Annotated in this window: 20 protein-coding genes, 1 tRNA gene and 1 pseudogene; 10 read left to right on the top strand and 12 right to left on the bottom strand. The window is 66.2% G+C overall.

Features of this window, described 5'->3' with window-relative positions; genetic code table 11:
- The 4 genes and pseudogenes from IEX33_RS18875 to IEX33_RS18860 form a co-directional block, all read right to left on the bottom strand.
- A partial coding sequence (locus IEX33_RS18875; RefSeq protein ID WP_229675457.1) for an amino acid permease occupies positions 1 to 389 on the bottom strand: 389 nt, incomplete at its 3' end.
- A gap of 69 nt (positions 390 to 458) precedes the next feature.
- Complete coding sequence (locus IEX33_RS18870) at positions 459 to 1391, bottom strand: glutaminase (protein ID WP_188732410.1); 933 nt, start codon at positions 1389 to 1391, stop codon at positions 459 to 461.
- Positions 1388 to 2992, bottom strand: a complete 1605-nt coding sequence (locus IEX33_RS18865; protein ID WP_188732409.1) for a PucR family transcriptional regulator — start codon at positions 2990 to 2992, stop codon at positions 1388 to 1390. The genes IEX33_RS18870 and IEX33_RS18865 overlap by 4 nt, the downstream gene beginning before the upstream one ends.
- Positions 2993 to 3198: 206 nt before the next feature.
- Positions 3199 to 3483, bottom strand: a pseudogene (locus IEX33_RS18860) (substrate-binding domain-containing protein); the annotation flags it as partial.
- Positions 3484 to 3494: 11 nt separating this feature from the next.
- Here IEX33_RS18860 and IEX33_RS18855 point away from each other — a divergent pair.
- Complete coding sequence (locus IEX33_RS18855) at positions 3495 to 3668, top strand: hypothetical protein (RefSeq protein WP_229675456.1); 174 nt, start codon at positions 3495 to 3497, stop codon at positions 3666 to 3668.
- A 254-nt stretch (positions 3669 to 3922) separates the two neighbouring features.
- Here the strand turns inward: IEX33_RS18855 and IEX33_RS18850 are convergent, their stop codons facing one another.
- The 4 genes from IEX33_RS18850 to IEX33_RS18835 form a co-directional block, all read right to left on the bottom strand.
- Positions 3923 to 4672, bottom strand: coding sequence for a maleylpyruvate isomerase family mycothiol-dependent enzyme (locus IEX33_RS18850; RefSeq protein ID WP_188732408.1), 750 nt, complete (start codon positions 4670 to 4672; stop codon positions 3923 to 3925).
- Entirely contained in the window at positions 4672 to 5508 is an 837-nt protein-coding gene (locus IEX33_RS18845) for a fumarylacetoacetate hydrolase family protein (RefSeq protein ID WP_188732407.1), read from the bottom strand. The genes IEX33_RS18850 and IEX33_RS18845 overlap by 1 nt, the downstream gene beginning before the upstream one ends.
- Positions 5508 to 6638, bottom strand: a complete 1131-nt coding sequence (locus IEX33_RS18840) for a cupin domain-containing protein (protein ID WP_188732406.1) — start codon at positions 6636 to 6638, stop codon at positions 5508 to 5510. Before IEX33_RS18840 ends, IEX33_RS18845 begins: the two co-directional genes overlap by 1 nt.
- A 132-nt stretch (positions 6639 to 6770) precedes the next feature.
- Positions 6771 to 7637: an IclR family transcriptional regulator gene (locus IEX33_RS18835; RefSeq protein WP_377089643.1), complete on the bottom strand. Its 867-nt coding sequence runs from the start codon at positions 7635 to 7637 to the stop codon at positions 6771 to 6773.
- 48 nt (positions 7638 to 7685) lie between these two features.
- Here IEX33_RS18835 and IEX33_RS18830 point away from each other — a divergent pair, with 48 nt between their 5' ends.
- Positions 7686 to 9026, top strand: coding sequence for an MFS transporter (locus IEX33_RS18830; RefSeq protein ID WP_188732404.1), 1341 nt, complete (start codon positions 7686 to 7688; stop codon positions 9024 to 9026).
- Positions 9019 to 10269: an FAD-dependent oxidoreductase gene (locus IEX33_RS18825; protein WP_188732403.1), complete on the top strand. Its 1251-nt coding sequence runs from the start codon at positions 9019 to 9021 to the stop codon at positions 10267 to 10269. The genes IEX33_RS18830 and IEX33_RS18825 overlap by 8 nt, the downstream gene beginning before the upstream one ends.
- 174 nt (positions 10270 to 10443) lie before the next feature.
- On the opposite strand, the gene IEX33_RS18820 is transcribed toward IEX33_RS18825, so the two are convergent.
- Together IEX33_RS18820 and IEX33_RS18815 are read right to left on the bottom strand one after the other, a co-directional pair.
- Complete coding sequence (locus IEX33_RS18820) at positions 10444 to 10794, bottom strand: hypothetical protein (RefSeq protein ID WP_188732402.1); 351 nt, start codon at positions 10792 to 10794, stop codon at positions 10444 to 10446.
- Positions 10795 to 10959: 165 nt separating this feature from the next.
- Positions 10960 to 11049 (bottom strand) — tRNA-Ser (locus IEX33_RS18815).
- A 163-nt stretch (positions 11050 to 11212) separates the two neighbouring features.
- On the opposite strand from IEX33_RS18815, the gene IEX33_RS18810 reads away from it, so the two are divergent.
- The 4 genes from IEX33_RS18810 to IEX33_RS18795 all read left to right on the top strand — a co-directional run bounded on the left by IEX33_RS18810 (position 11213) and on the right by IEX33_RS18795 (position 15737).
- Complete coding sequence (locus IEX33_RS18810) at positions 11213 to 13009, top strand: HNH endonuclease signature motif containing protein (protein WP_188732401.1); 1797 nt, start codon at positions 11213 to 11215, stop codon at positions 13007 to 13009.
- Between the two features lie 198 nt (positions 13010 to 13207).
- Entirely contained in the window at positions 13208 to 14257 is a 1050-nt protein-coding gene (locus IEX33_RS18805) for a zinc-dependent alcohol dehydrogenase (RefSeq protein WP_188732400.1), read from the top strand.
- Positions 14258 to 14260: 3 nt separating this feature from the next.
- Positions 14261 to 14659 (top strand): 6-pyruvoyl trahydropterin synthase family protein, encoded by a 399-nt coding sequence (locus IEX33_RS18800; RefSeq protein WP_188732399.1) that lies wholly within the window; start codon positions 14261 to 14263, stop codon positions 14657 to 14659.
- A gap of 4 nt (positions 14660 to 14663) precedes the next feature.
- Complete coding sequence (locus tag IEX33_RS18795) at positions 14664 to 15737, top strand: glycosyltransferase family 4 protein (RefSeq protein WP_188732398.1); 1074 nt, start codon at positions 14664 to 14666, stop codon at positions 15735 to 15737.
- Positions 15738 to 15758: 21 nt separating this feature from the next.
- On the opposite strand, the gene tadA is transcribed toward IEX33_RS18795, so the two are convergent.
- Positions 15759 to 16265 (bottom strand): tRNA adenosine(34) deaminase TadA, encoded by a 507-nt coding sequence (gene tadA, locus IEX33_RS18790; protein ID WP_188732397.1) that lies wholly within the window; start codon positions 16263 to 16265, stop codon positions 15759 to 15761.
- 61 nt (positions 16266 to 16326) lie between these two features.
- Here tadA and IEX33_RS18785 point away from each other — a divergent pair, with 61 nt between their 5' ends.
- From IEX33_RS18785 to IEX33_RS18775, 3 genes are read left to right on the top strand one after another with little or no spacing between them, the layout of a single operon-like run.
- Entirely contained in the window at positions 16327 to 17208 is an 882-nt protein-coding gene (locus tag IEX33_RS18785; protein WP_229675455.1) for a phosphatase PAP2 family protein, read from the top strand.
- Positions 17209 to 17220: 12 nt separating this feature from the next.
- On the top strand, positions 17221 to 17856 hold the full coding sequence (gene upp / locus IEX33_RS18780) for a uracil phosphoribosyltransferase (protein ID WP_013599856.1): 636 nt from the start codon (positions 17221 to 17223) through the stop codon (positions 17854 to 17856).
- Positions 17857 to 17902: 46 nt separating this feature from the next.
- Complete coding sequence (locus tag IEX33_RS18775) at positions 17903 to 18307, top strand: glyoxalase superfamily protein (RefSeq protein ID WP_188732396.1); 405 nt, start codon at positions 17903 to 17905, stop codon at positions 18305 to 18307.
- Here IEX33_RS18775 and IEX33_RS18770 read toward each other — a convergent pair.
- Positions 18304 to 19017 carry an aggregation-promoting factor C-terminal-like domain-containing protein gene (locus tag IEX33_RS18770; RefSeq protein WP_188732395.1) on the bottom strand — a complete coding sequence of 238 codons (714 nt, stop codon included), beginning with the start codon at positions 19015 to 19017 and terminating at the stop codon, positions 18304 to 18306. The two genes, IEX33_RS18775 and IEX33_RS18770, sit on opposite strands and share 4 nt — an antisense overlap.
- Positions 19018 to 19020: the final 3 nt, after the last annotated feature.

Genomic DNA, 19020 nt, shown 5'->3' with positions numbered 1-19020 from the left:
ATCCAGTAGAACCAGCCGGAGACGAACGCGGCTTTTTCGCCGAAGAATTCGCGGGCGTAGGAGACGAACGAGCCCGAGGAGGGCCGGTGGAGGACCAGTTCGCCCAGGGCGCGGAGGATGAGGAACGCGAAGAACCCGCACACGGCGTAGGCGATGACCAGGGACGGGCCTGCGGCGTTGAGCCGGCCGCCGGCGCCCAGGAACAGGCCGGTACCGATCGCGCCGCCGATCGCGATCATTTGGATCTGCCGGGGTTTCAAATTCTTGTGGTAGCCCTGGTCCTCGGCATGCAACGCCGACTCAGAAGCATGGGCATGACCACCGTCGATCACGTGGTCAGGTGCGACCTTGTGGTCCTGTACAACCTCGTCTTTGGGGTTGATGGGCATGGGTGATCCTTTCGATACGGAGAAGATCCTGCTGGGAGGGAAAGAAGTGGGCGTTACGGCGCGCGCGGGTCAGAAAACGGACCAGCCGGTGCGGTCGGAAAGGTCGGCGAGGGCGGCAGTACCGGCCAGCGAGTTGCCTTTGGCGTCCAGCCGCGGACTCCAGACGCAGATGGCGCACTCGCCCGGAACGATGACCAGGATTCCCCCGCCCACCCCGCTCTTTCCCGGAAGGCCTACACGGTAGGCGAACTCGCCTGCGGCGTCGTACATGCCGCACGTCAGCATGATGGAACCGACGCGTTTTGCATCGCTGGGGGACAGCACGGGACCCAGCGTTCCCTGCCCCGCCCGGGCCAGGAACAGCCCGGCTTTGGCCAGGTCTGCGCAGGTCATCATGATGGAACACTGCCGGACGTAGTTCTCCACCACCGCTTCGGCCGAGTGGTGCAAGTTGCCGAAGTTTTTCAGGAAGTGGGCCAGCGCCAGGTTCCGACTGCTGTTGGCCAGTTCGCCGGCTGCCGCTGCCTCATCGATAGCGGGCCCGCTGCTGGATGCCTGCGCGGTGAGGAACTGCAGGAGCCTGGCGGCGGCGTCGGGCGCCTTGTCCATCAGGTGGTCCGTGACCACCAGGGCGCCGGCGTTGATGAACGGGTTCCGGGGGATGCCGTGCTCCACCTCGAGCTGGACCAGGGAGTTGAAGGGTGTGCCGGAGGGTTCCCGCAGGACGCGGGACCACAGCGATCCTGTGCTGTCTCCGCGAAGCGCCATGGCCAGGGTGAACACCTTGGAGATGCTTTGGATGGAGAACGGCACGGCTGCATCGCCGGCGCTGAACACTTCTCCGGACGTGGTGGCGACGGCGATGCCGAATCTGTCAAAAGGGACGGCTGCCAGGAGGGGAATGTTTCCCGGGATGCTGCCTGATTCCCGTTCCGGCCGGTGGCGCAGGACGATGTCGTCGAGGAGCGGTCCCAGAGGCGGTGCCTGGAGTGTTGTTGTCATTTCCTGCCTGAGGTTTCGTTGGAAGGGGTCCCGGCCAACTCCTGGACGTGGAGGAGGGCCACCAGCGCGTCGCGGGGGTTGCTGAAGTCCAGGCCGGTGCCCCGCGACGCCTTGCTGATCCGGTAGTAAACGGTGTTCTTGTGCAGCTGCATCCGGCGCGCGCAGGCGGCGACGTCAAGCGCGGCGTCAAAGTACGCCCGCAGGGTTTCGGCCAGTTCGCCGTCCTCCCGCAGCAGCCGTGAAAGGCTGCGGTGGCGGAACGTGGAGGTGGAGAAGTTCCGGACTGCCTCCCGGAACAGGATCTCGCCCTCGAAATCGTCCACTGAGCCTACGGACGTATCTACGGACCGGCCCACGCAGTCCAGGAGGGCCTCGGTCATGCGGGTCACCGAATGGATGGACAGCAGGTCCGGAACCACCGGTCCCACGGCGGCAAAGGGGCTGATGCCCAGGTGCTTCCGTGCGTCCTTGATGATGGACTCCGCGAGGCTCCGCAGCCCGGGTTCGGCCGCGGCAGACTGCAGGCCTGGAATGACGACGGCGGTTTCCCCCTTGAACTGGCCCACCACCGCGGACGCCTTGTAGGCAGCGGCGTGGATGGACGCCAGGTTGGCGAGTTCGCCGTGCTTGAGTGCGGCATCGTCGGCCTGCGCTTCGGCCTCAGACATGCCAATCAGGATCAGGGCAGCCGGGCGCTCCGCCGGGAGCTTTTCACTGTGGGCGCTGGCCGCGGCTTCCGCCGGGCCGGACAGGATCCGTGCCACGCGGTCTTCCCGCATGTGCACCGACTGCTGGTTGCGGTACCGGATCAGTTCGGCGGAGGTCCGCGCAGCGGAACCCTTCAGCACATGGTCGACGTCGGGCCCGAAGCCGGCCCCGGTCTCCTGGAGCCAGATGTAGCCCATGATGCGGTCGCCGGCGAAAAGCGTGATGGCCACGCGTTCGCGCAGCCCGTCCTGCGGCCGGGCCGGGACCCGGACAGGTAGCCGGGTTCCGTGCAGCTCGCGGTAGGCGCCCAGGTCCTTGAGCAGCAGCTCGTATTTGCGGGGTCCGCGGCGCGCCAGGATGGATGCCTTGCGGAGTTCGTCGATGTCGTTGGAGACGGTGGAGTACGCCAGCACCTTGTTCGCCGCGTCCTCGATGACCACATGGCTGGACGTGAGGCGTGCCGTGGTTTGGGCGATGGCGAAAAGGTCCTCCTCCAGCAGCGTAAGCACTTCACTCTGGTAGCTCGGCGGCTGGATCCTGTCCTTGGCGATGGACAGCAGCCGGTCCCAGTCCGCGCCGGGATCCACCAGCAGCAGGCCGGTGCCGGCATCGCGCAGGAGTTCCTCGGCCTCGGTCAGTTCATCGCGGTTTCCCTTCACGGCCACTACGGGCGGAGGGTCCTTCTTCAGGAGCCGGCGCAGCGCCGGCAGGGCGGACCGGCCGCGGACCCCGATCAGCAGGACGAAAGCGGCTGCGGAGTCCGGCGCTTCGTCGTCGGCGTCCACGATCAGGAACCGTTCGATGGCAGGGCTGGACGACGCCGGCCGCAGGACCAGGCTGGCGAAACCCAGGGGGAGATCCGAGAGGATATCGTCCACCGTCACCGCAGCCATGAGTGTCCTTCTGCATCGATCCCACCGGACGGCTCTGTCCGGTCAACTCATGGTATCCAGCAGGAGTCGCCCCGATTATGGAATCCCTTACAAAGGCAGCTGCACGATTTCAGTCCGCGGCACAGTGCTTTTAGGCGGCATAGTGTCTCAATTCGTGCGGGTTTCAGGGGGACCCGTTGGCAACCCGTCCCTTGACGGTGCGCCGCTTAGTGCGGTGCCGGTCCTGTGGACCGCCTGATTGTCAGGTGCGTAGGCATGAGCGCATGCTTCCTGCCTCCCCTTCCTGGCAGCGGGTTGAGCTGGGACAGCAACATGGAGACTGCCACGCGCCCTGCCTGTTCGATGGGACTCGATATTGTGGTCAGGGGAGGATTGCAGAAGTCTGCCCCGAAGATGTCGTCCGAACCGATGATGCTCATGTCTTCGGGCACGCGAATGCCCCTTGCTCGGAGGCGCTGGAGCATCCCAATGGCCAGCAGGTCGTTAAACACAGTTCGTTTCGTTGAACCAGCCGAACCACCTGATTGACGTGCCCATGGTGAAGACGGCGATCCACGCCCACGCCGGGTCCCGCGAGGCAATCCGGGCCACCATCGAAAAGATCCAGGGCAAGTCCCCGTTCCAGGGCACATTCAACGACAACGTGTTCTGCGGTTCCTTCGACACAAGGCTCTAGGAAGGGCTCCGGCAAAGGGCAGTAGCTGTCTTTCGGCTACTGCCCTTTGCCGTCGTCGCAGAGCAGGTGGTACCTCCCGGTTGGCCGGCCCGTCACTCACAAGATCTACCGCGACGCCGCCCACCACTCCCGGCTCGTTCTGCCCTTCACCACTGGCAAGGCCGGGAAGAAGTAGCCGGCAACAGGCTGGGAACGCAAAAAGAGAAAGCCCCTCCATCAGGGGCTTTCTCTTTTTTGCTGCCGCGTGGAGGTGCCTAGATCCACTTCGGTGCGGCGGGGGTGCCTTCGGTAGTGCCCGGTCCGGTGGCCGTGACGCCGCGGGAACCGCGGCCGGCAGCCCATTCAACGACGGCGGGCAGCGGCCCGGTGACGGTCGTCGGGTCAGCCGCGCCCACGTCACCGAACGCCAAATCCGTACCGTCCACCTTGACCAGGAGCCCGGTGTCGGTGCCCCGGGTGTGCCAGGCTCCGGTGATGTCGCTGAGCAGGCGTTCCAGGACGGGGGCCGGGATGTCGCTGAAAGTGGCACCGTTGTCCAGGTCCACGGCGTGCATCCAGACTTCCCGGGTCCGCATCCACACGGTTTCCTCCGCCGGGACAAGGCGTCCCTGGGCGGTCTTGACCCTGTGGTGCCAGGCGTCTGAGGGTAGGTCGCGCCACTCCACGTTCAGGTGCACGGCGGAGTGGTCGAAGAGGTGCCGCAGGGCGATAGGGGACAGGGTGGACCCGAAATCGATCTCGTGGTTGCGGGCCTCCGGTGAGGGATACATCGGGGTTTCGACGCCGGTGGCTGCCCATTCGATCAGCCGTGCGATGGCGCGGGCGTTGTAGCCCACGTGTGCCACGACATGGCGGCGTGTCCAGCCCGGGAGGAGGGTGCCGCCGTCGAGCTCTGCGTCGGAAAGCTCGTTGAGCTTGCGGGCGAAGAACGCGGTGCCCCGGCGCGCCTGGAGCAGTGCGTCCAGGAGCGCCGGGTCGGTGGTCCGGTCGTGGCGGGCAACCATCAGGCTTCCTTGACCACGCGGTTCTTCAGCTGGCCCAGGCCCTCGATGGTGGTCACCAGGACCTGGCCTTCCTGCAGGTAGCGCTTGGGGTCCTGGGCGTGGCCCACGCCGCCGGGGGTGCCGGTGGCGATCACATCGCCCGGGTTCAGCGTGATGATCGTGGAGATGTAGGAGACCAGGAATTCAGGGGTGAACACCAGGTCCGAGGTGGGGGTGGACTGCTGGACGTCGCCGTCCACGGCGGAGGTCATGAGCGGTCCGGGAATGAATTCGTCCTTGGTGACCAGGGCCGGGCCGAACGGGGTGGACTTCTCCCAGGTCTTGCCCTGCAGCCACTGGATGGTGCGGAACTGGTAGTCGCGCATGGAGATGTCGTTCAGGACGGCGTAGCCGGCGATGTGGTCCGCGGCGTCGGCCTCGCTGATCCGGCGGCCCTGCTTGCCGATGACGACGGCGAGTTCGGCTTCCCAGTCCACGGTGTCCGATTCCTGGGGCAGGGCGAGGTCGTCGTTGGGCCCGATCAGGGACTCGGCGTACTTGGCGAACAGGGTGGGGTACTCGGGGACTTCCCGGCCCATCTCCTTGATGTGGTTGCGGTAGTTGTGGCCCACGCAGATAATCTTCCCCGGGGAAGGCACGACGGCGGCAAGGGCCGCGCCGTCGAGGGCGTGCGTTGCGCCGTTGGCCGCCTTCGCGGTGGTTTCCCAGGCGGGGTCCTGCAGCAGGGCCCCGACATCGGCGAAGCCGGGAATTTCGGTGAGGGTATCGCCGTCCTGGCGGACCGCCGTCGTTGCTGTCTTGTCCCCAACAGAGGTGCGGAGGGTGAGGAGTTTCATTACTTGGTGCGTCCTTCGATGTAGGTGCGGTTGAAGTTCAGGCGCTCAAAGATGGGGGCGTCACTGAAGCGGAACAGATCAAATTCACTCTCGGCCTGAAGCGACCAGGCGGCCCAGGACGGGACCACGAACAGGTCACCCTTGGCCAGGGTCCGGGTTTCGCCGTCCAGGACCACGGAGCCGGAGCCCTCGAAGACCTGCCAGACGCTGGAGCCCACCTCGCGGACCGTTTCGGTGGTGGCGCCGGCGCGGAGGCGGTGGAACTCGGCCCGGATGGTGGGCATCACGTCCCCGCCGGTGGTGGGGTTGGTGTAGCGGATGGCGGCGTGGCCCTGGGACACGGTGGCCGGGTGGCCCTCGTCCTCCAGGAGCAGCTGCTCGCGCAGGGCCGCGTCCGTGTACTTCCACCGGTACGCGGCGATGGGGGAACTGGTGGTGTCATCCAGGCCGGAAAGCGGGCGCAGGCCGGGGTGGGCCCAGAGGCGCTCGGAGCGGGAAATGTCCGGGGTGGCCTCGTCGGTGACGCGTTCTGTGCCGAACTCGAAGAACCCGGCGTCCGCGTAGTGCACGAACGGGATGTCCAGCCCATCGATCCAGGCCATCGGCTCATCGGTGTCGTTGTGGTGGCCGTGGAAATTCCAGCCCGGGGTGAGCAGGAAGTCCCCGCGGGACATCCGCACCGGATCCCCGTTCACCACGGTCCACACACCCTCGCCCTCAACCACAAAGCGGAACGCATTCTGGGAGTGGCGGTGTTCCGGCGCAGTTTCGCGGCCGCCAAGGTACTGGATCGCTGCCCACAGCGTGGGGGTTGCGTAAGCGGTGCCGCCAAGGCCGGGGTTGGCAAGGGCGATAGCGCGGCGTTCGCCGCCGCGGCCCACCGGCACCAGGTCACCGGCACGGGCGGCCAGCGGGTAGAGGTCGCTCCACCGCCACACATGCGGCACAGCCTTCGGGGACGGGACCATCGGCATCAGGTCACCGATCTCGGTCCACAGCGGAATCAGGTTCTCTTTATCGAAATCCCGGTACAGCTGCTCCAGCTGGGCAGCCTCCTCGGGAGTGGGCTCCGGAGCGGTGATCCCCGCGGCCACAGATTCATGGGTCGTGTTCTCGGCGCTGATGGACACGTGGGCCTCCTTTGTAGGTCAGAACAGTTCTTTGGCGTGGCCTGACTCTACGGAAGGACGGGGTGTGAGCTCCAACATATTCTGCTGTTCAGAATTCCGGGCCGCTGCGGTGCAGGCGGGATGGTGCGGCCTTTAGTCCGGCTCTGCCGGATTCGCGACGATATCGATCTCAAGCTGCCGGCAGCATTCCTTCAGGGCGGGGACCAGTCCGGCGTCGAACACTGCGCGGAAGCGGGTGGCGGGGGTGGCGACGCTGAGGGCGCCCACCACTTGCCCGTGCCGGTTGTGCAGCGCCATCCCCAGGGCGCTGACGCCGTCCTCTGTTCCTTCGAAGTTGGCTGCGAAGCCGTTGCCGCGGATGGACTCCAGCTCGCGCAGGAACTTCGGATACTCGTCGTCGGGAATGGTGTCCCCGCCAATTTCGGCGTTGTTGCTGCGGAACAGCTGTTCCAGCATGTGCGGTTCGAGTTCCGCCAGCATGGCCTTGCCCCCGGAGGTCCTGTTCGCGGGCATTACCGTTCCCTGGCGGTCGCCAACCCGCAGCACGTTGTTGCCCTCCACTGTTGCCAGGAAGCGGACTTTGGTGCCCACCCGCACCATGAGGTTCACCGTCTCGTTGAGCTGGGCTGAGAGGAGCTCCATGTGGGGCTGGGCCAGCGAACGGAGCAGCCTGGTCCAGCTCAGCCCGGCCGGGCCGACTCCCATGGCAGGACCGGGAACATAGCGGCGGGTTTCATCCTGCACGGCGAAGCCCCGGTACACCAGCATGGCCAGGAGCCGGTGGGCGGTGGACGGAGCCACCCCCAGCTCCTCGGCGGCGTCCTTCAGCCGCAGCGTCCCGCCGTCGCGCAGGAGCTGGAGGAGCTGCAGCGCGTTGTCCACCGCCTCGATGGAGTATGTGGGCCGCTTCTGCACTGGTTTTTTCTGTGCAGGCTTTTTCTGTACAGGCTTGCGTGCCGCCGTCGTCGAGGCTGGTTGCGGAAGCGGGTTTTTCTGCACATCAGAATTGTATTGTGGTTCATCTTCGGTGGCCATGACAGTAGTGGGATGAATCACACACTTCCCGCTGCAGAGACGCAGCGGTCCTCGCCGGGGGCCTCCGCCCCCACGTCCAATGACGTGCACGGCCGGTTCTCGAAGGCCTCGGCAGCCGCAGTCCTCGTGTGCTGGCTGCTGGTGGTCTTCGATGGTTACGACCTCATCGTGTACGGCACGGTCCAGTCCTCCCTGATCACCGAAACCGGCTGGGGCCTGACCAAGGCAACCGCCGGGACGGTCGGCTCAATGGCCTTCCTGGGCATGATGATCGGGGCGATTTTCGCCGGCCGCATGGCCGACTCGTGGGGCCGCCGCAGGACCATCCTCGGCTGCGCCATCGTCTTCTCCATCTTCACCGTCCTCTGTGCCTTCGCCCCCAACGCCGCTGTCTTTGGAGCCCTGCGGCTCCTCGCCGGAATCGGACTCGGCGGCCTGGTGCCGTCCGCGAATGCCCTGGTTGCGGAGCTGGTCCCCGCCAAGTGGCGGTCCATCGTGGCCACCCTGATGATGTCCGGTGTTCCGATCGGCGGCTCCATCGCGGCCCTTGTTGGCATCCAGCTCATTCCGGCCTTTGGCTGGCAGTCGATGTTCCTGGTGGCCGTACTGGCCCTGGTGATCGTGGTGCCGCTGGGGCTCAAGTACCTGCCGGAGACCCTGGCGCCCGCCGGCAAGGCAGCCTCCAAAACCGCCACGGAGACTGTCGCGGCCAAGGAACCCTCCGGCTTCGCCCTGCTCCTCCGCGCACCCTACCTGGGCATCAGCATGCTGTTCGCCGTTGCCACCATCGCCACCCTCTTCGCCTGGTACGGGCTGGGGACCTGGCTGCCGAACCTCATGCAGCTGGCGGGCTACAACCTGGGCTCCGCCCTGACCTTCGCCCTGGCCCTGAACCTCGGTGCCGTGGCCGGATCCGTTATTACCGCCTGGGCGGGAACTCGCTTCGGACCGATTCCGACGGCGATCGCGGCAGCCGCCGTCGCCGCCGTCGCGCTGGTGGTGCTGGTGAGCGGGCCCTCCGTCTCCATCGTCTACCTGATGCTGGTCCTGGCCGGCGTCGGAACCCACGGCACGCAGTGCCTCATCATCGCCGCGGTAGCCAGCCACTATCCCGCCCACCTGCGGGGAACGGCACTTGGCTGGGCGCTCGGCACGGGCCGGATTGGCGCCGTGGTAGCTCCCCAGGTGGGTGGCCTCCTGCTGGCTGCCGGGCTGGGCGTCAATTCCAACTTCCTTGCCTTCGCAGGTGCCGCCGGCATCGCAGCAGTCCTGCTGGCCGCCGTCGGCATCAACCTCAAATCAAAACTCTCAACTTCCCCCTCAATCCCAACAACAGGAGTTAGCAATGTCTGAGCACGCCACGTCCACCGATGTCCTGGTGATCGGAGGGGGAATGGCCGGACTGGCCGGCGCCCTCGCACTGCGCGAGAACGGTGCCAACGTGACCCTGGTGGAGCGCGCCCCCGAATTCGGCGAGGTGGGCGCCGGGCTGCAGATGGCGCCCAACGCCTCCCGCGTCCTCAAGCGCTGGGGCCTGCTGGAAAAGGCGCTGGAAATCGGCGTCCAGCCCAAACACCTGGTGTTCCGCGACGCCGTCACCGGCGAGGAACTCACCCGCCAGACCCTCAACGGGGAATTCGAGGAGTGCTACGGCGCGCCCTACGTGGTGATCCACCGCAGCGACCTGCACCGGGTGCTGCTGGAGGGCTGCGAGGCGGCGGGCGTCAAGCTGGTGAACGATGTCACGGTGGAGAGTGTGGAAACGGTGGGCGGCCGCGGCGTGGCACACACCCTGGCCGGCGTGGACTTCGAAGCCGACATCGTGATCGGCGCCGACGGCCTCCGGTCCACCCTGCGCCCGCTCGTTGCCGATGATGAGCCCGTGTCCTCGGCCTACGTTGCATACCGCGGCACCGTTCCCATCACTGAGAACACCCCGAAGGCGGACCTCGAGGACGTCATCGTCTACCTCGGGCCGGACTGCCACCTGGTGCAGTACCCGCTGCGCAAGGGCGAACTGCTCAACACTGTGGCAGTCTTCAAGTCGCCGTCCTTCGAACGCGGCGAAGAGCAGTACGGGGGAGTGGACGAGCTCGAGGCCGCCTACAAGGACTGCGTCCCGGCTGTGCAGGAAGCGCTGAAGAACCTGGCCACCGGCATCCGCTGGCCCATGTACGACCGCGACCCGATCAAGAACTGGGTTGCCGGCCGGATGGTGCTGATGGGCGACGCCGCGCACCCCATGCTCCAGTACCTGGCCCAGGGCGCCTGCCAGGCCCTTGAGGACGCGGCAGCGCTGCAGGATGCCACGGTCGGCACTGTTTTCACAGGCGAGGGAATCAGGCCCGAAGCGTGGGATGTGGCCCTCCGCGAGTTCAATGATGTTCGCGCCGGGCGCACCGCCCGCGTCCAGCGCACCGCCCGCGTGTGGGGCGAGTCCTGGCACGTGTCCGGCCTGGCCCGCACCCTCCGCAACCTGCTGTTCAAGAGCCGGAAGGACAACAACTTCCAGTACAACGACTGGCTGTACGGGCAGGATGGCGACGGCGTTCCCTCCGTTACCGCCAAGCGTGTTGCCGAGAAGGCAGCGGCGTAGCGGCGTCGAGCCAGAAGTGAGGCCCTGGACAGTGTCCAGGGCCTGACTTCGTTAACGCTGCCGTCCCGCCGTCGTCGTAACGCTCGCTCGTCGTATCGCTCGTCGTCGACACGCTCCCTCGTTGAACCTGCCGGTGGGCTGAACTGGACGCGCGGCTGATTCGCTCGCTTGGCGTTAGGTGCGGGCAAACCGCTGGAGGTAGAGGAACAGTCCAAGGAATGCGATCACACCCAGCAGCGGCCCAGCCCAGGTGGCTGCCGGCGTGCCGCGGATGAGTAGTGCCCCGGCTCCGAAAAGGCTTCCGATAACACCGGCACCGGCACCGGGACCGGGGCCGGCAAGCCCGGCTTGGGTCTTCCGGCCGGCCTGGCGGTACCGGACGCTGCGCAGGACGACGATGAGGATGAAGGCTCCACCTACGAACAGAGGCCAAGGCCAATCTGCCATGGCCACAATGCTCAGGGTGAGCCCGTACGTGGCTGCCAATGCCAACCAGTGGTTCCTTCCGACGGCGTTGGTGCTCATCAGCATCCCCCTTTGAAGTCCATGCGGTAAACATACCTACCCCGCTGAGGAGTTCACGGGCGCTGATGGGCAAGTGATCTGCAGCGCCCGTTGATTCTGCGCCTTCAGCGCAAAGCAAAAGGCCCTGCCTTCCTCAGTTATCAGGAAAAGCAGGGCCTCGCTACATGGCGGTGACGGTGGGATTTGAACCCACGTTGGCTTTGACACCAAACAACATTTCGAGTGTTGCACCTTCGGCCGCTCGGACACGTCACCAACCTCAATAGGGTACCGGAGCAAGGCGTGCATCCCCAAAACGGGATTGTCGGGAGGAGCTCCCGCTGCCCTGGCAAAGAGGCCGGAAAAGATTTTTACAATTCTTTTCAGCCGGGGTGCACCGGACCCCTTAAATGTCAGACCCTCGCATGAAGATGGATTTATGGAAGGCAATCCGGTGGTGGTGGAGGCGGAGGCAGCGGTTGACGCTTCTGTGGCTGCTTTTACGGCCGTGCTCGCGGGCGGCGGTGCGGCTGTTTCCGGTCCGTCCGGTTCTGGCGCTGCTGTTGCCGGTTCGCCTGTTTCTGGCGCTGCTGTTTCCGGGTCGCCTGCTTCCGGTCTTGGGGGTGGGGTTGATGATGATCCGTTGCAGCGGGTTGCTGATGGGGCGTTGGATGTCCTTGCCGGGGTGGCGCGGTCGGAGGCGAAGCTGGCGGCGGTGAAGGCGCAGGCGGTTCAGGTGTTGGCTGCCGCCACGAGTGTGCTGAACGGTCCGCCGTCCTCCCCGCAGGAGGCAACGGCCCAGGACCGGAGCCTGGTGGCCGAGGTCGGCTGTGCACTGGCCATCGGTGACCGCGCCGCCGGCGCCCTGTTGGCCGAGTCCCACGCCCTGACCACGATCCTGCCCCGAACCCTCGCCGCTTTGCAGGGCGGTTCTATCTCCTGGCAGCACGCCCGGGAAATGGTGAACCAGACCGTGGGCCTTGACCGGGCCGGAGCAGCCGCTTTGGAGAAGTTTTTCCTGGACCCGGACACGCCACGGCCGGCCGGTGCGGCGACGATCGGGGAGATGCCGGCCTACCGGTTCAAGGCCAAGGCCCGGACGTGGCGGGAACGCCACCATCCCGAGTCGCTGGAGAAGCGCCATATCAAGGCCGCGGCGGACCGGCGGGTCGAATACCGGCCTGACCAGGACGGCATGGCATGGCTCTCCGCTTGTTTGCCCGCGCACCAGGCTCTGGCAGGCTGGAACCGCCTAAACGCTCTCGCGCGGGCCGCACAAGGACCCAACGAACCCCGCACCCTCACCCAACTCCGGACCGACAAATTCGCCCAAGCCATCCTCACCAGCGGAACCAGTGCAACCTTCCATGCAGACAACAGTGCAGGTAACGGCGAGGAAGCAAGCGACAGCGACGGAGCCGGCGCAGGAACCGGTGCTGGCCTGCTTTCCCCGGGGATCCGGGCCCAGGTCCTGGTCACCGTGCCGGTGTTCTCGCTGATGGGCCTGACGGAGGAGCCGGCGGTGCTGGACGGGTTCGGCCCCGTTCCGCCGTCCATGGCACGGGACCTGGTTGCACACGGAGCAGACTCCTTTCACCGCGTCCTGGTCGACCCGCGGGACGGGGCGCCGTTGGAGATCGGCAGGAGCAGCTACCGGGTCACCAAAGCCATGCGGAGCTGGCTGCGGATGCGGGACGGCCGGTGTCCGTTCCCCGGCTGCAGCAACCCGTCTTTGGATAATGAGGCAGACCACATCCTCGCCTGGCACCACGGCGGGACCACCGGGATCAGCAACCTGGGGCAGCCCTGCCCGAAACACCACAGACTGCGGCACACCAGCGGCTGGGAACCGACACCAGCCACCAAGGACGAACCACCCGGCTGGATCTCGCCGACCGGACGCCACTACAAAAGCGAACACCAGGACTGGGAACCACCCCACTGGCCGGAGTCTGCCCTGTCGGCCTCCGTGGCAGAGCTCAGGATCCCTGATGATCTTTCCGAGGCCGTGCCTCCGCCTGATGAACTCCCGCAGCGGCGCCAGTTTCCGGGCTACCTCTCCGAAGTCAGGGCTTCTGCAGACGATCTTGCCTTCGAGAGCCTGTTTCCCCACGACGAGTTTCCCGAGGACACCTTTGCTGACTGGTTCCTGCCCGGATACCGGCAGCCGAAGGACCCGCTGTCCGAAGAGGCCTGGTGGGTGGTGGCTGGCGAAGGAGTTCCTGCCGCCCCCTGATGGAGGGCGCGGCGGGGTGATGACCATCTGCTGGCGGCCACGGAAGAGCACTACGGTTCTGTTCCGAACGGGCAGTACGGTTCCCTTTCGGAAGGGCAAGACAATTCCCGTTCTGGCGGCAATTGCGCAGGCCTTCACCCACAAGGGGACCATCCAACTTTCGCGGTACACGCCAGGAGGGCTAGATTCATCAGCAAGATGACTCATCAAACCAGTCCCACGCACGCAACCGCCTACTGGACAACGGCCAAGGAACACGGCGAGCTCCGGACTGAGGACCTTCCCGCGCCCGGCCCAGGCGAAGCCCTGGTGCGTACCCTCTACTCCGGGATCAGCAAAGGCACCGAGATGGTGGTCCACGCCGGCGCAGTCCCGCCCCGGGTGGCCCAGGAGATGCGGGCTCCCCACCAGGAGGGTGAGTTCCCGGGGCCGGTGAAGTTCGGATACCTGTCCGTGGGTGTCGTCGAGGAAGGGCCGCAAGGTTGGCCGGGGCAGCGCGTCTTCTGCCTCAACCCCCATCAGGACCGCTACGTGGCAGCCGTCAGTTCACTCACCAGAATCCCCGACGACGTCCCCTCCTCCCGCGCAGTGCTCACCGGAACGGTGGAAACTGCGGTCAACGCACTGTGGGAGGCCGGCCCGCGCCTGGGAGACCGGGTCGCGGTGGTGGGCGCAGGCCTTGTGGGCGGCATGGTGGCCACCCTTCTGAGGACCTTTCCCCTGGAACGCCTGCAACTCGTGGACCTCGACCCGGGACGGAAAAAACTGGCGGACATCCTTGGCGTCGACTTTGCCCATCCGGATGACGCCCTCGCCGACTGCGACATCGTATTTCACTGCTCGGCCTCGCAGGAGGGATTGGAGCGGAGCCTGCAGCTTGCCGGTGATGAAGCGGACGTCATCGAAATGTCCTGGTACGCCAACCGCGGGGTCACCCTGCCGCTGGGGGAGGACTTCCACGCCCGGCGCCTGTCCATCAGGGCAAGCCAGGTAGGAGTGGTGGCACGGGCGCGCAGGCACCGCAGGACCAACGCCGGTCGCCTGAACCTCGCCGTCTCCCTGCTGAAGGATCCAGTCTTCGACGTGTTCCTCACCGGCACGTCGCCGTTCGCCGAACTGCCGGGCGTGGTGCAGGACCTCGCTGACGGCAACCTCGACGCCTTGTGCCACGTCATTGAGTACCCCGGCGACAAAACCCCCGAAACCCCCGAAAACGCCAAGAACCCCGCCCGAGAAGACCAGAGGTAAACCATGTTCAGCCTGACTGTCCGGCGCCACTTCATGATCGCCCACAGCCTTCCGCGCAATGTTTTTGGGCCGGCCCAGGCCCTGCACGGGGCAACGTTTGTTGCGGAGGTGAGCTTCCGCCGTCGGACGCTCAACGACGACGCGATCGTGCTGGACATCGGCGCGGCCGGGAGCATGATCGAGGAGGTGCTGGCAGGCCTGAACTACCGGAACCTGGACGAGCACCCCGATTTCGCGGGCAAGCTCAGCACCACGGAAGCGCTGGCGGAGTACGTTGCCACGTCCGTGGCGGAAAAGCTGAAGGATGACGACGACGGCGGCCAGCTCGCCGGGATCGACGTCACCCTGCGCGAGAACCCGGACGCCTGGGCCACCTACTCGCTGGACCTTCCAGCCGCCTGATCCCATGGACCGCATCCGCTTGCTGGTTCCCGGCAACATCCACCATCATTCCGGTGGAAACATCTACAACGCGCGGCTGGTGCAGGGGCTGAAGGTCCTGGGAGTGGACGTGGAGGTGCTCCCCGTGGAAGGCTCCTGGCCCTACGCCAGTGCCCACGCCCGACGCCGGCTGGGCAGCGTCCTCGGGGCGTGGGAAACCGGACGCGACGCGGAACAACCGGGTACCGTGACCCTTGTCGACGGGCTCATTGCCATGGGCGCGCCGGATGAGCTCGAATTCGCGGCCAAGGCCGGACGAAAGACATGGGTATTGGTGCATATGCCTGCCCCGGAACATCACGAGCGTGAAGCACGGTCCCTCCGGGCTGCCACCGGCGTGGTGTGCACCAGCACCTGGGCCAGGAAAGTCCTGGAAGAACGCCACGGACTCCATGGGCTCAAGGTCGCACTCCCAGGCACCGACCCTGCGCCGTTGGCCGAGGGGTCCGCGCCGCCCCACATGGTCATAGTGGCTGCGCTCCTGCCCAATAAGGACCAGCTGCTCACGGTCTCCGCGCTGGCACTGCTTCAGGACCTTGAGTGGACAGCGTCGTTTGTCGGGTCAGACCAGGCAGACGGGGATTACGCACAAAAGGTTAAAGCCGCAGTAGAAATGCACGGAATGGACGGGCGGATCCAGTTCACCGGTGAGCTGGCCGGTGAAGCACTGGAAATCGAATGGCGTGGGGCGGACCTCAGCCTCCTGGTGTCCCGTGCCGAGGCGTTCGGCATGGTGGTCACCGAATCACTCGCCCGCGGCATCCCCGTAGTGGTGCGCGATGGCACAGGCGCCGTCGAGGCCTTGCGCCTGGGAACGGCGGGGAAGGACGACGACGGCGGCGCGCTTCCGGGCGCGAAGGTAGCCTTCCCGGCGGATGATGATCCTGCAAATCCTGCCCTGCTGGCCCAGGCACTTCGGCACTGGCTGGAAGATGCCGGGACCCGGGATGCCTGGCGGGCACGGGCGCTGGAAGCAAGAGGAGCCCTGCCGGGCTGGGAACAGCCGGCGGCCCACGTGCTGGCCGCAATCAGGGGATGACGCTGACAGCCTGGGCGTGAATCAGAGCCGCGAGCGGTGCCCGGCGAAGAACTCACGCAGCAAGGCGGCGCACTCGGCCTCGCGCACGCCCGGATACACCTCAACCCAGTGGTTCAGGCGCCTCTCGCGGAGCACATCGAACACCGACCCCGCAGCTCCTGCTTTCTCATCCCAGGCACCGAAGACCACCCGGGGGATTCGTGCCAGGACAATCGCTCCGGCGCACATGGCACAGGGTTCGAGGGTGACCACCAGTGTGCAGTCGGCGAGCCGCCAGCCGTCTCCGCTGCCGCCGTCGAGCAGGGAAACCTGGCGCAGCCGTTCCGCCGCCTCGCGGATGGCAACTACCTCGGCATGGGCGGTGGGGTCTCCAAGCTCTTCCCGCTGGTTCCGCCCGGAACCCAGCACTGCGCCGTCGGGCCCAATGACCACGGCCCCGATGGGCACGTCCTCGGTGTCGAGGGCGCGATGGGCCTCGGCGAGGGCGAGGCCCATCCACGCGTGGTGTTTCTTATCTGCGGAGACCATGGCTCAATGATAGTTTCGAAGGATACCCAGAGCCCGTGACGCACATCCGCCGGGAGGCACAGTGAGCACAGTCCGAGACCGTGTGGACAAGTGGATCAAGCCGTACGCCGCCTTGTGGCTGACCATGATCATCGGCGGATCGCTGGTGATTACCCTGGCGCTCCTCGGCGCCGAGGTCTACTCGGACGTCGTGGACGAGGAAGGCCTGGCGAGCCTTGATATTCCTGCGCTGGAATACTCGCAGTCGTTGCGGAACCCCGAGGTAGACGCCTTCGCCACGGGCTTCACCAACGTCGGCGGCGGGATCGGCATGCCCATCCTGGCGAGCATCCTTACCGCCTGGCTGACCTTCCTGAGCAGGACGTGGCGGCCCATTGTTCTGGTGGGCGGGGCAGCCCTGGTCTCCACCCTGGCCACCACCCTGGGCAAGCGGCTTGTCGGCAGGACCCGTCCGGACCACTCCGAGGCCGTCCCGCCCTTCGAGACCTCGCCGTCCTTTCCCAGCGGCCACACCCTGAACACCACCGTGGTGATAGGCGTCCTGATCTACCTCATGTGCCTGCAGTTCCAGGTGCTCTGGGCCAGGATTGCGGCCATCACGGTGGGGACGATCTTCATCGTCGCCATGGGTTTGAGCCGGGTCTTCCTGGGACACCACTGGATGACGGACGTCATGGCGGGCTGGTTCCTGGGGCTGGCGTGGGTGGGCATCGTGATCCTGGCCCACAGGCTGTTCCATGTGATGCGGCGGCGTGAACACGCAGGCCCGGCGCCCACCTTCGAACATCCGGTCCTGCGCGAGGACCACTCCGGAGTCGAGGAAAGCACCACCGGTACCGCCCCGAAGGAGAACGACGGCGGTGCCCCGCCGAGGGTCGACGACGGCGCTTCCCAGTCGGGAACGGGCAGCGGGCGGCAGGGGAGCGGCCCGGCGGCCGGGTGATAGTTTTGACCCATGCGCACTCTCGTTGTGGACCACCCGCTGGTCGCCCATAAGCTCACCGTCCTGCGGGACAAGAACACTCCGTCCCCGGTTTTCCGGCAGCTGACGGAGGAGCTGGTGACCCTCCTTGCCTACGAGGCCACGCGAGAAGTCCGCACCGAGCCCGTCACCATCGAAACTCCTGTCAGCACGACCGTGGGCACCGCGTTCACCAAGCCCACCCCGCTGGTGGTCCCCATCCTTCGTGCAGGCCTCGGCATGCTGGAGGGCATGACCAAGCTGGTCCCAACCGCTGAAGTGGGCTTCCTGGGCATGGCCCGTGACGAGGAAACCCTGGACATCATCACCTACGCCGAGCGACTCCCCGAGGATCTCACCGACCGGCAGATCTTCGTGCTGGATCCCATGCTTGCCACCGGCGGAACACTGCGCGAAGCCATCAAGTTCCTGTTCAAGCGTGGCGCCTCGGACGTCACGTGCATCTGCCTGCTCGCCGCGCCGGAGGGCCTGGCCAAGCTGGAGGAAGAACTCTCCGGCGCAAACGTCACCATCGTCCTGGCATCCATCGACGAGAAGCTCAACGAGAAGTCCTACATCGTTCCGGGCCTGGGAGACGCAGGCGACCGCCTGTACGGCATCGCAGGCTAGGACTCAAGCCTTTCCCGCTTCCCGCCGCAAGGCTTAGCCTGTGCGCATGGACTGGAAACTGGAACTCGTTTTTGTGCCCGTGTCTGATGTGGACCGGGCCAAGGACTTCTACGTCAACAAGGTGGGCTTCAACGCCGATTTCGACGCGCGGCCCAGCGACTCCATCAGGTTCGTGCAGCTGACCCCGCCAGGGTCTGCCTGCTCCATCTGCATAGGGGAAGGGCTCACGGATGCGCCGCCCGGCACAGGCTCAAACCTGCAGCTCGTGGTCAATGACATCCAGGCCGCCCATGCGCAGCTGAAGGCCAACGGGGTGGACGTCAGCGATGTGGACGTGCAGGACTGGGGCCATTTTGTGTACTTCGCCGATCCTGACGGGAACCGGTGGGCGGTCCAGTACATCCCGGGCCGGGACGCGCTGGACCGCGAGGGGAAAGCTGCTTCGGTTTAGTACCAGTTGTTGGCGTAGTGGAAGTTCAGTGCTCCACACGGCGACTGGTAGCGCTCCTGGATGTAGTTCAGGCCCCAATTGATCTGCGTACGGTAATTGGTGCGGTAGTCGGCGCCCGCGCTGGCCATCTTTTCGGCAGGCAGGGACTGCACAATGCCATAGGCGCCGCTGCTCGGGTTGGTGGCCGTGGTGGTCCAGTCCGATTCCTTGGTCCACAGGGTCTGCAGGCACTGCATCTGGTCCGCGGCCCAGCCGTAGGAGGCCAGCTGGCCGGCGGCGTAAGCCTGTGCCCCTGCGGGGTCGTTGACCGCGACGACGGGTGCAGGCTCCGGAGCGGGGGCAGGCGCAGGTGCGGGTTCAGGCTCCGGGGCCGGCGCGGGTGCAGGCTCGGGAGCGGGAGCAGGGGCCGGTTCGGCTGCCTGCGGGACCACGTTGATCGGCTCAGCCGCAGGAGCGGGGGCCGGGTTCGCCTGGATTTCGCTCTTTTCGATGCTCAGCTTCGACTGTGCCTCAGCCGCCTGAGTCTCCGTGGCTGCCACCTGCACTGCGGTGTCGGTAGCCTGGCCCGCGGCTCCAACACCTACAAGAAGGGCGCCGGACGCTGCGAGGATCGCAGCGCGCTGGCCGAAGGACGGAGTTTTGCCTGACGTGCGCGGGGCACCGGCTTCAGAGCCTGGTTTCGGGCGTGCTTTAGTAAGGAACTTAGACATGAT

Origin of the sequence: Pseudarthrobacter scleromae (genome assembly GCF_014644515.1) — a bacterium.
In the GTDB taxonomy this organism is placed as follows: Bacteria; Actinomycetota; Actinomycetes; order Actinomycetales; family Micrococcaceae; genus Arthrobacter; species Arthrobacter scleromae.
This window is presented reverse-complemented; position numbering and strand designations above follow the sequence as displayed.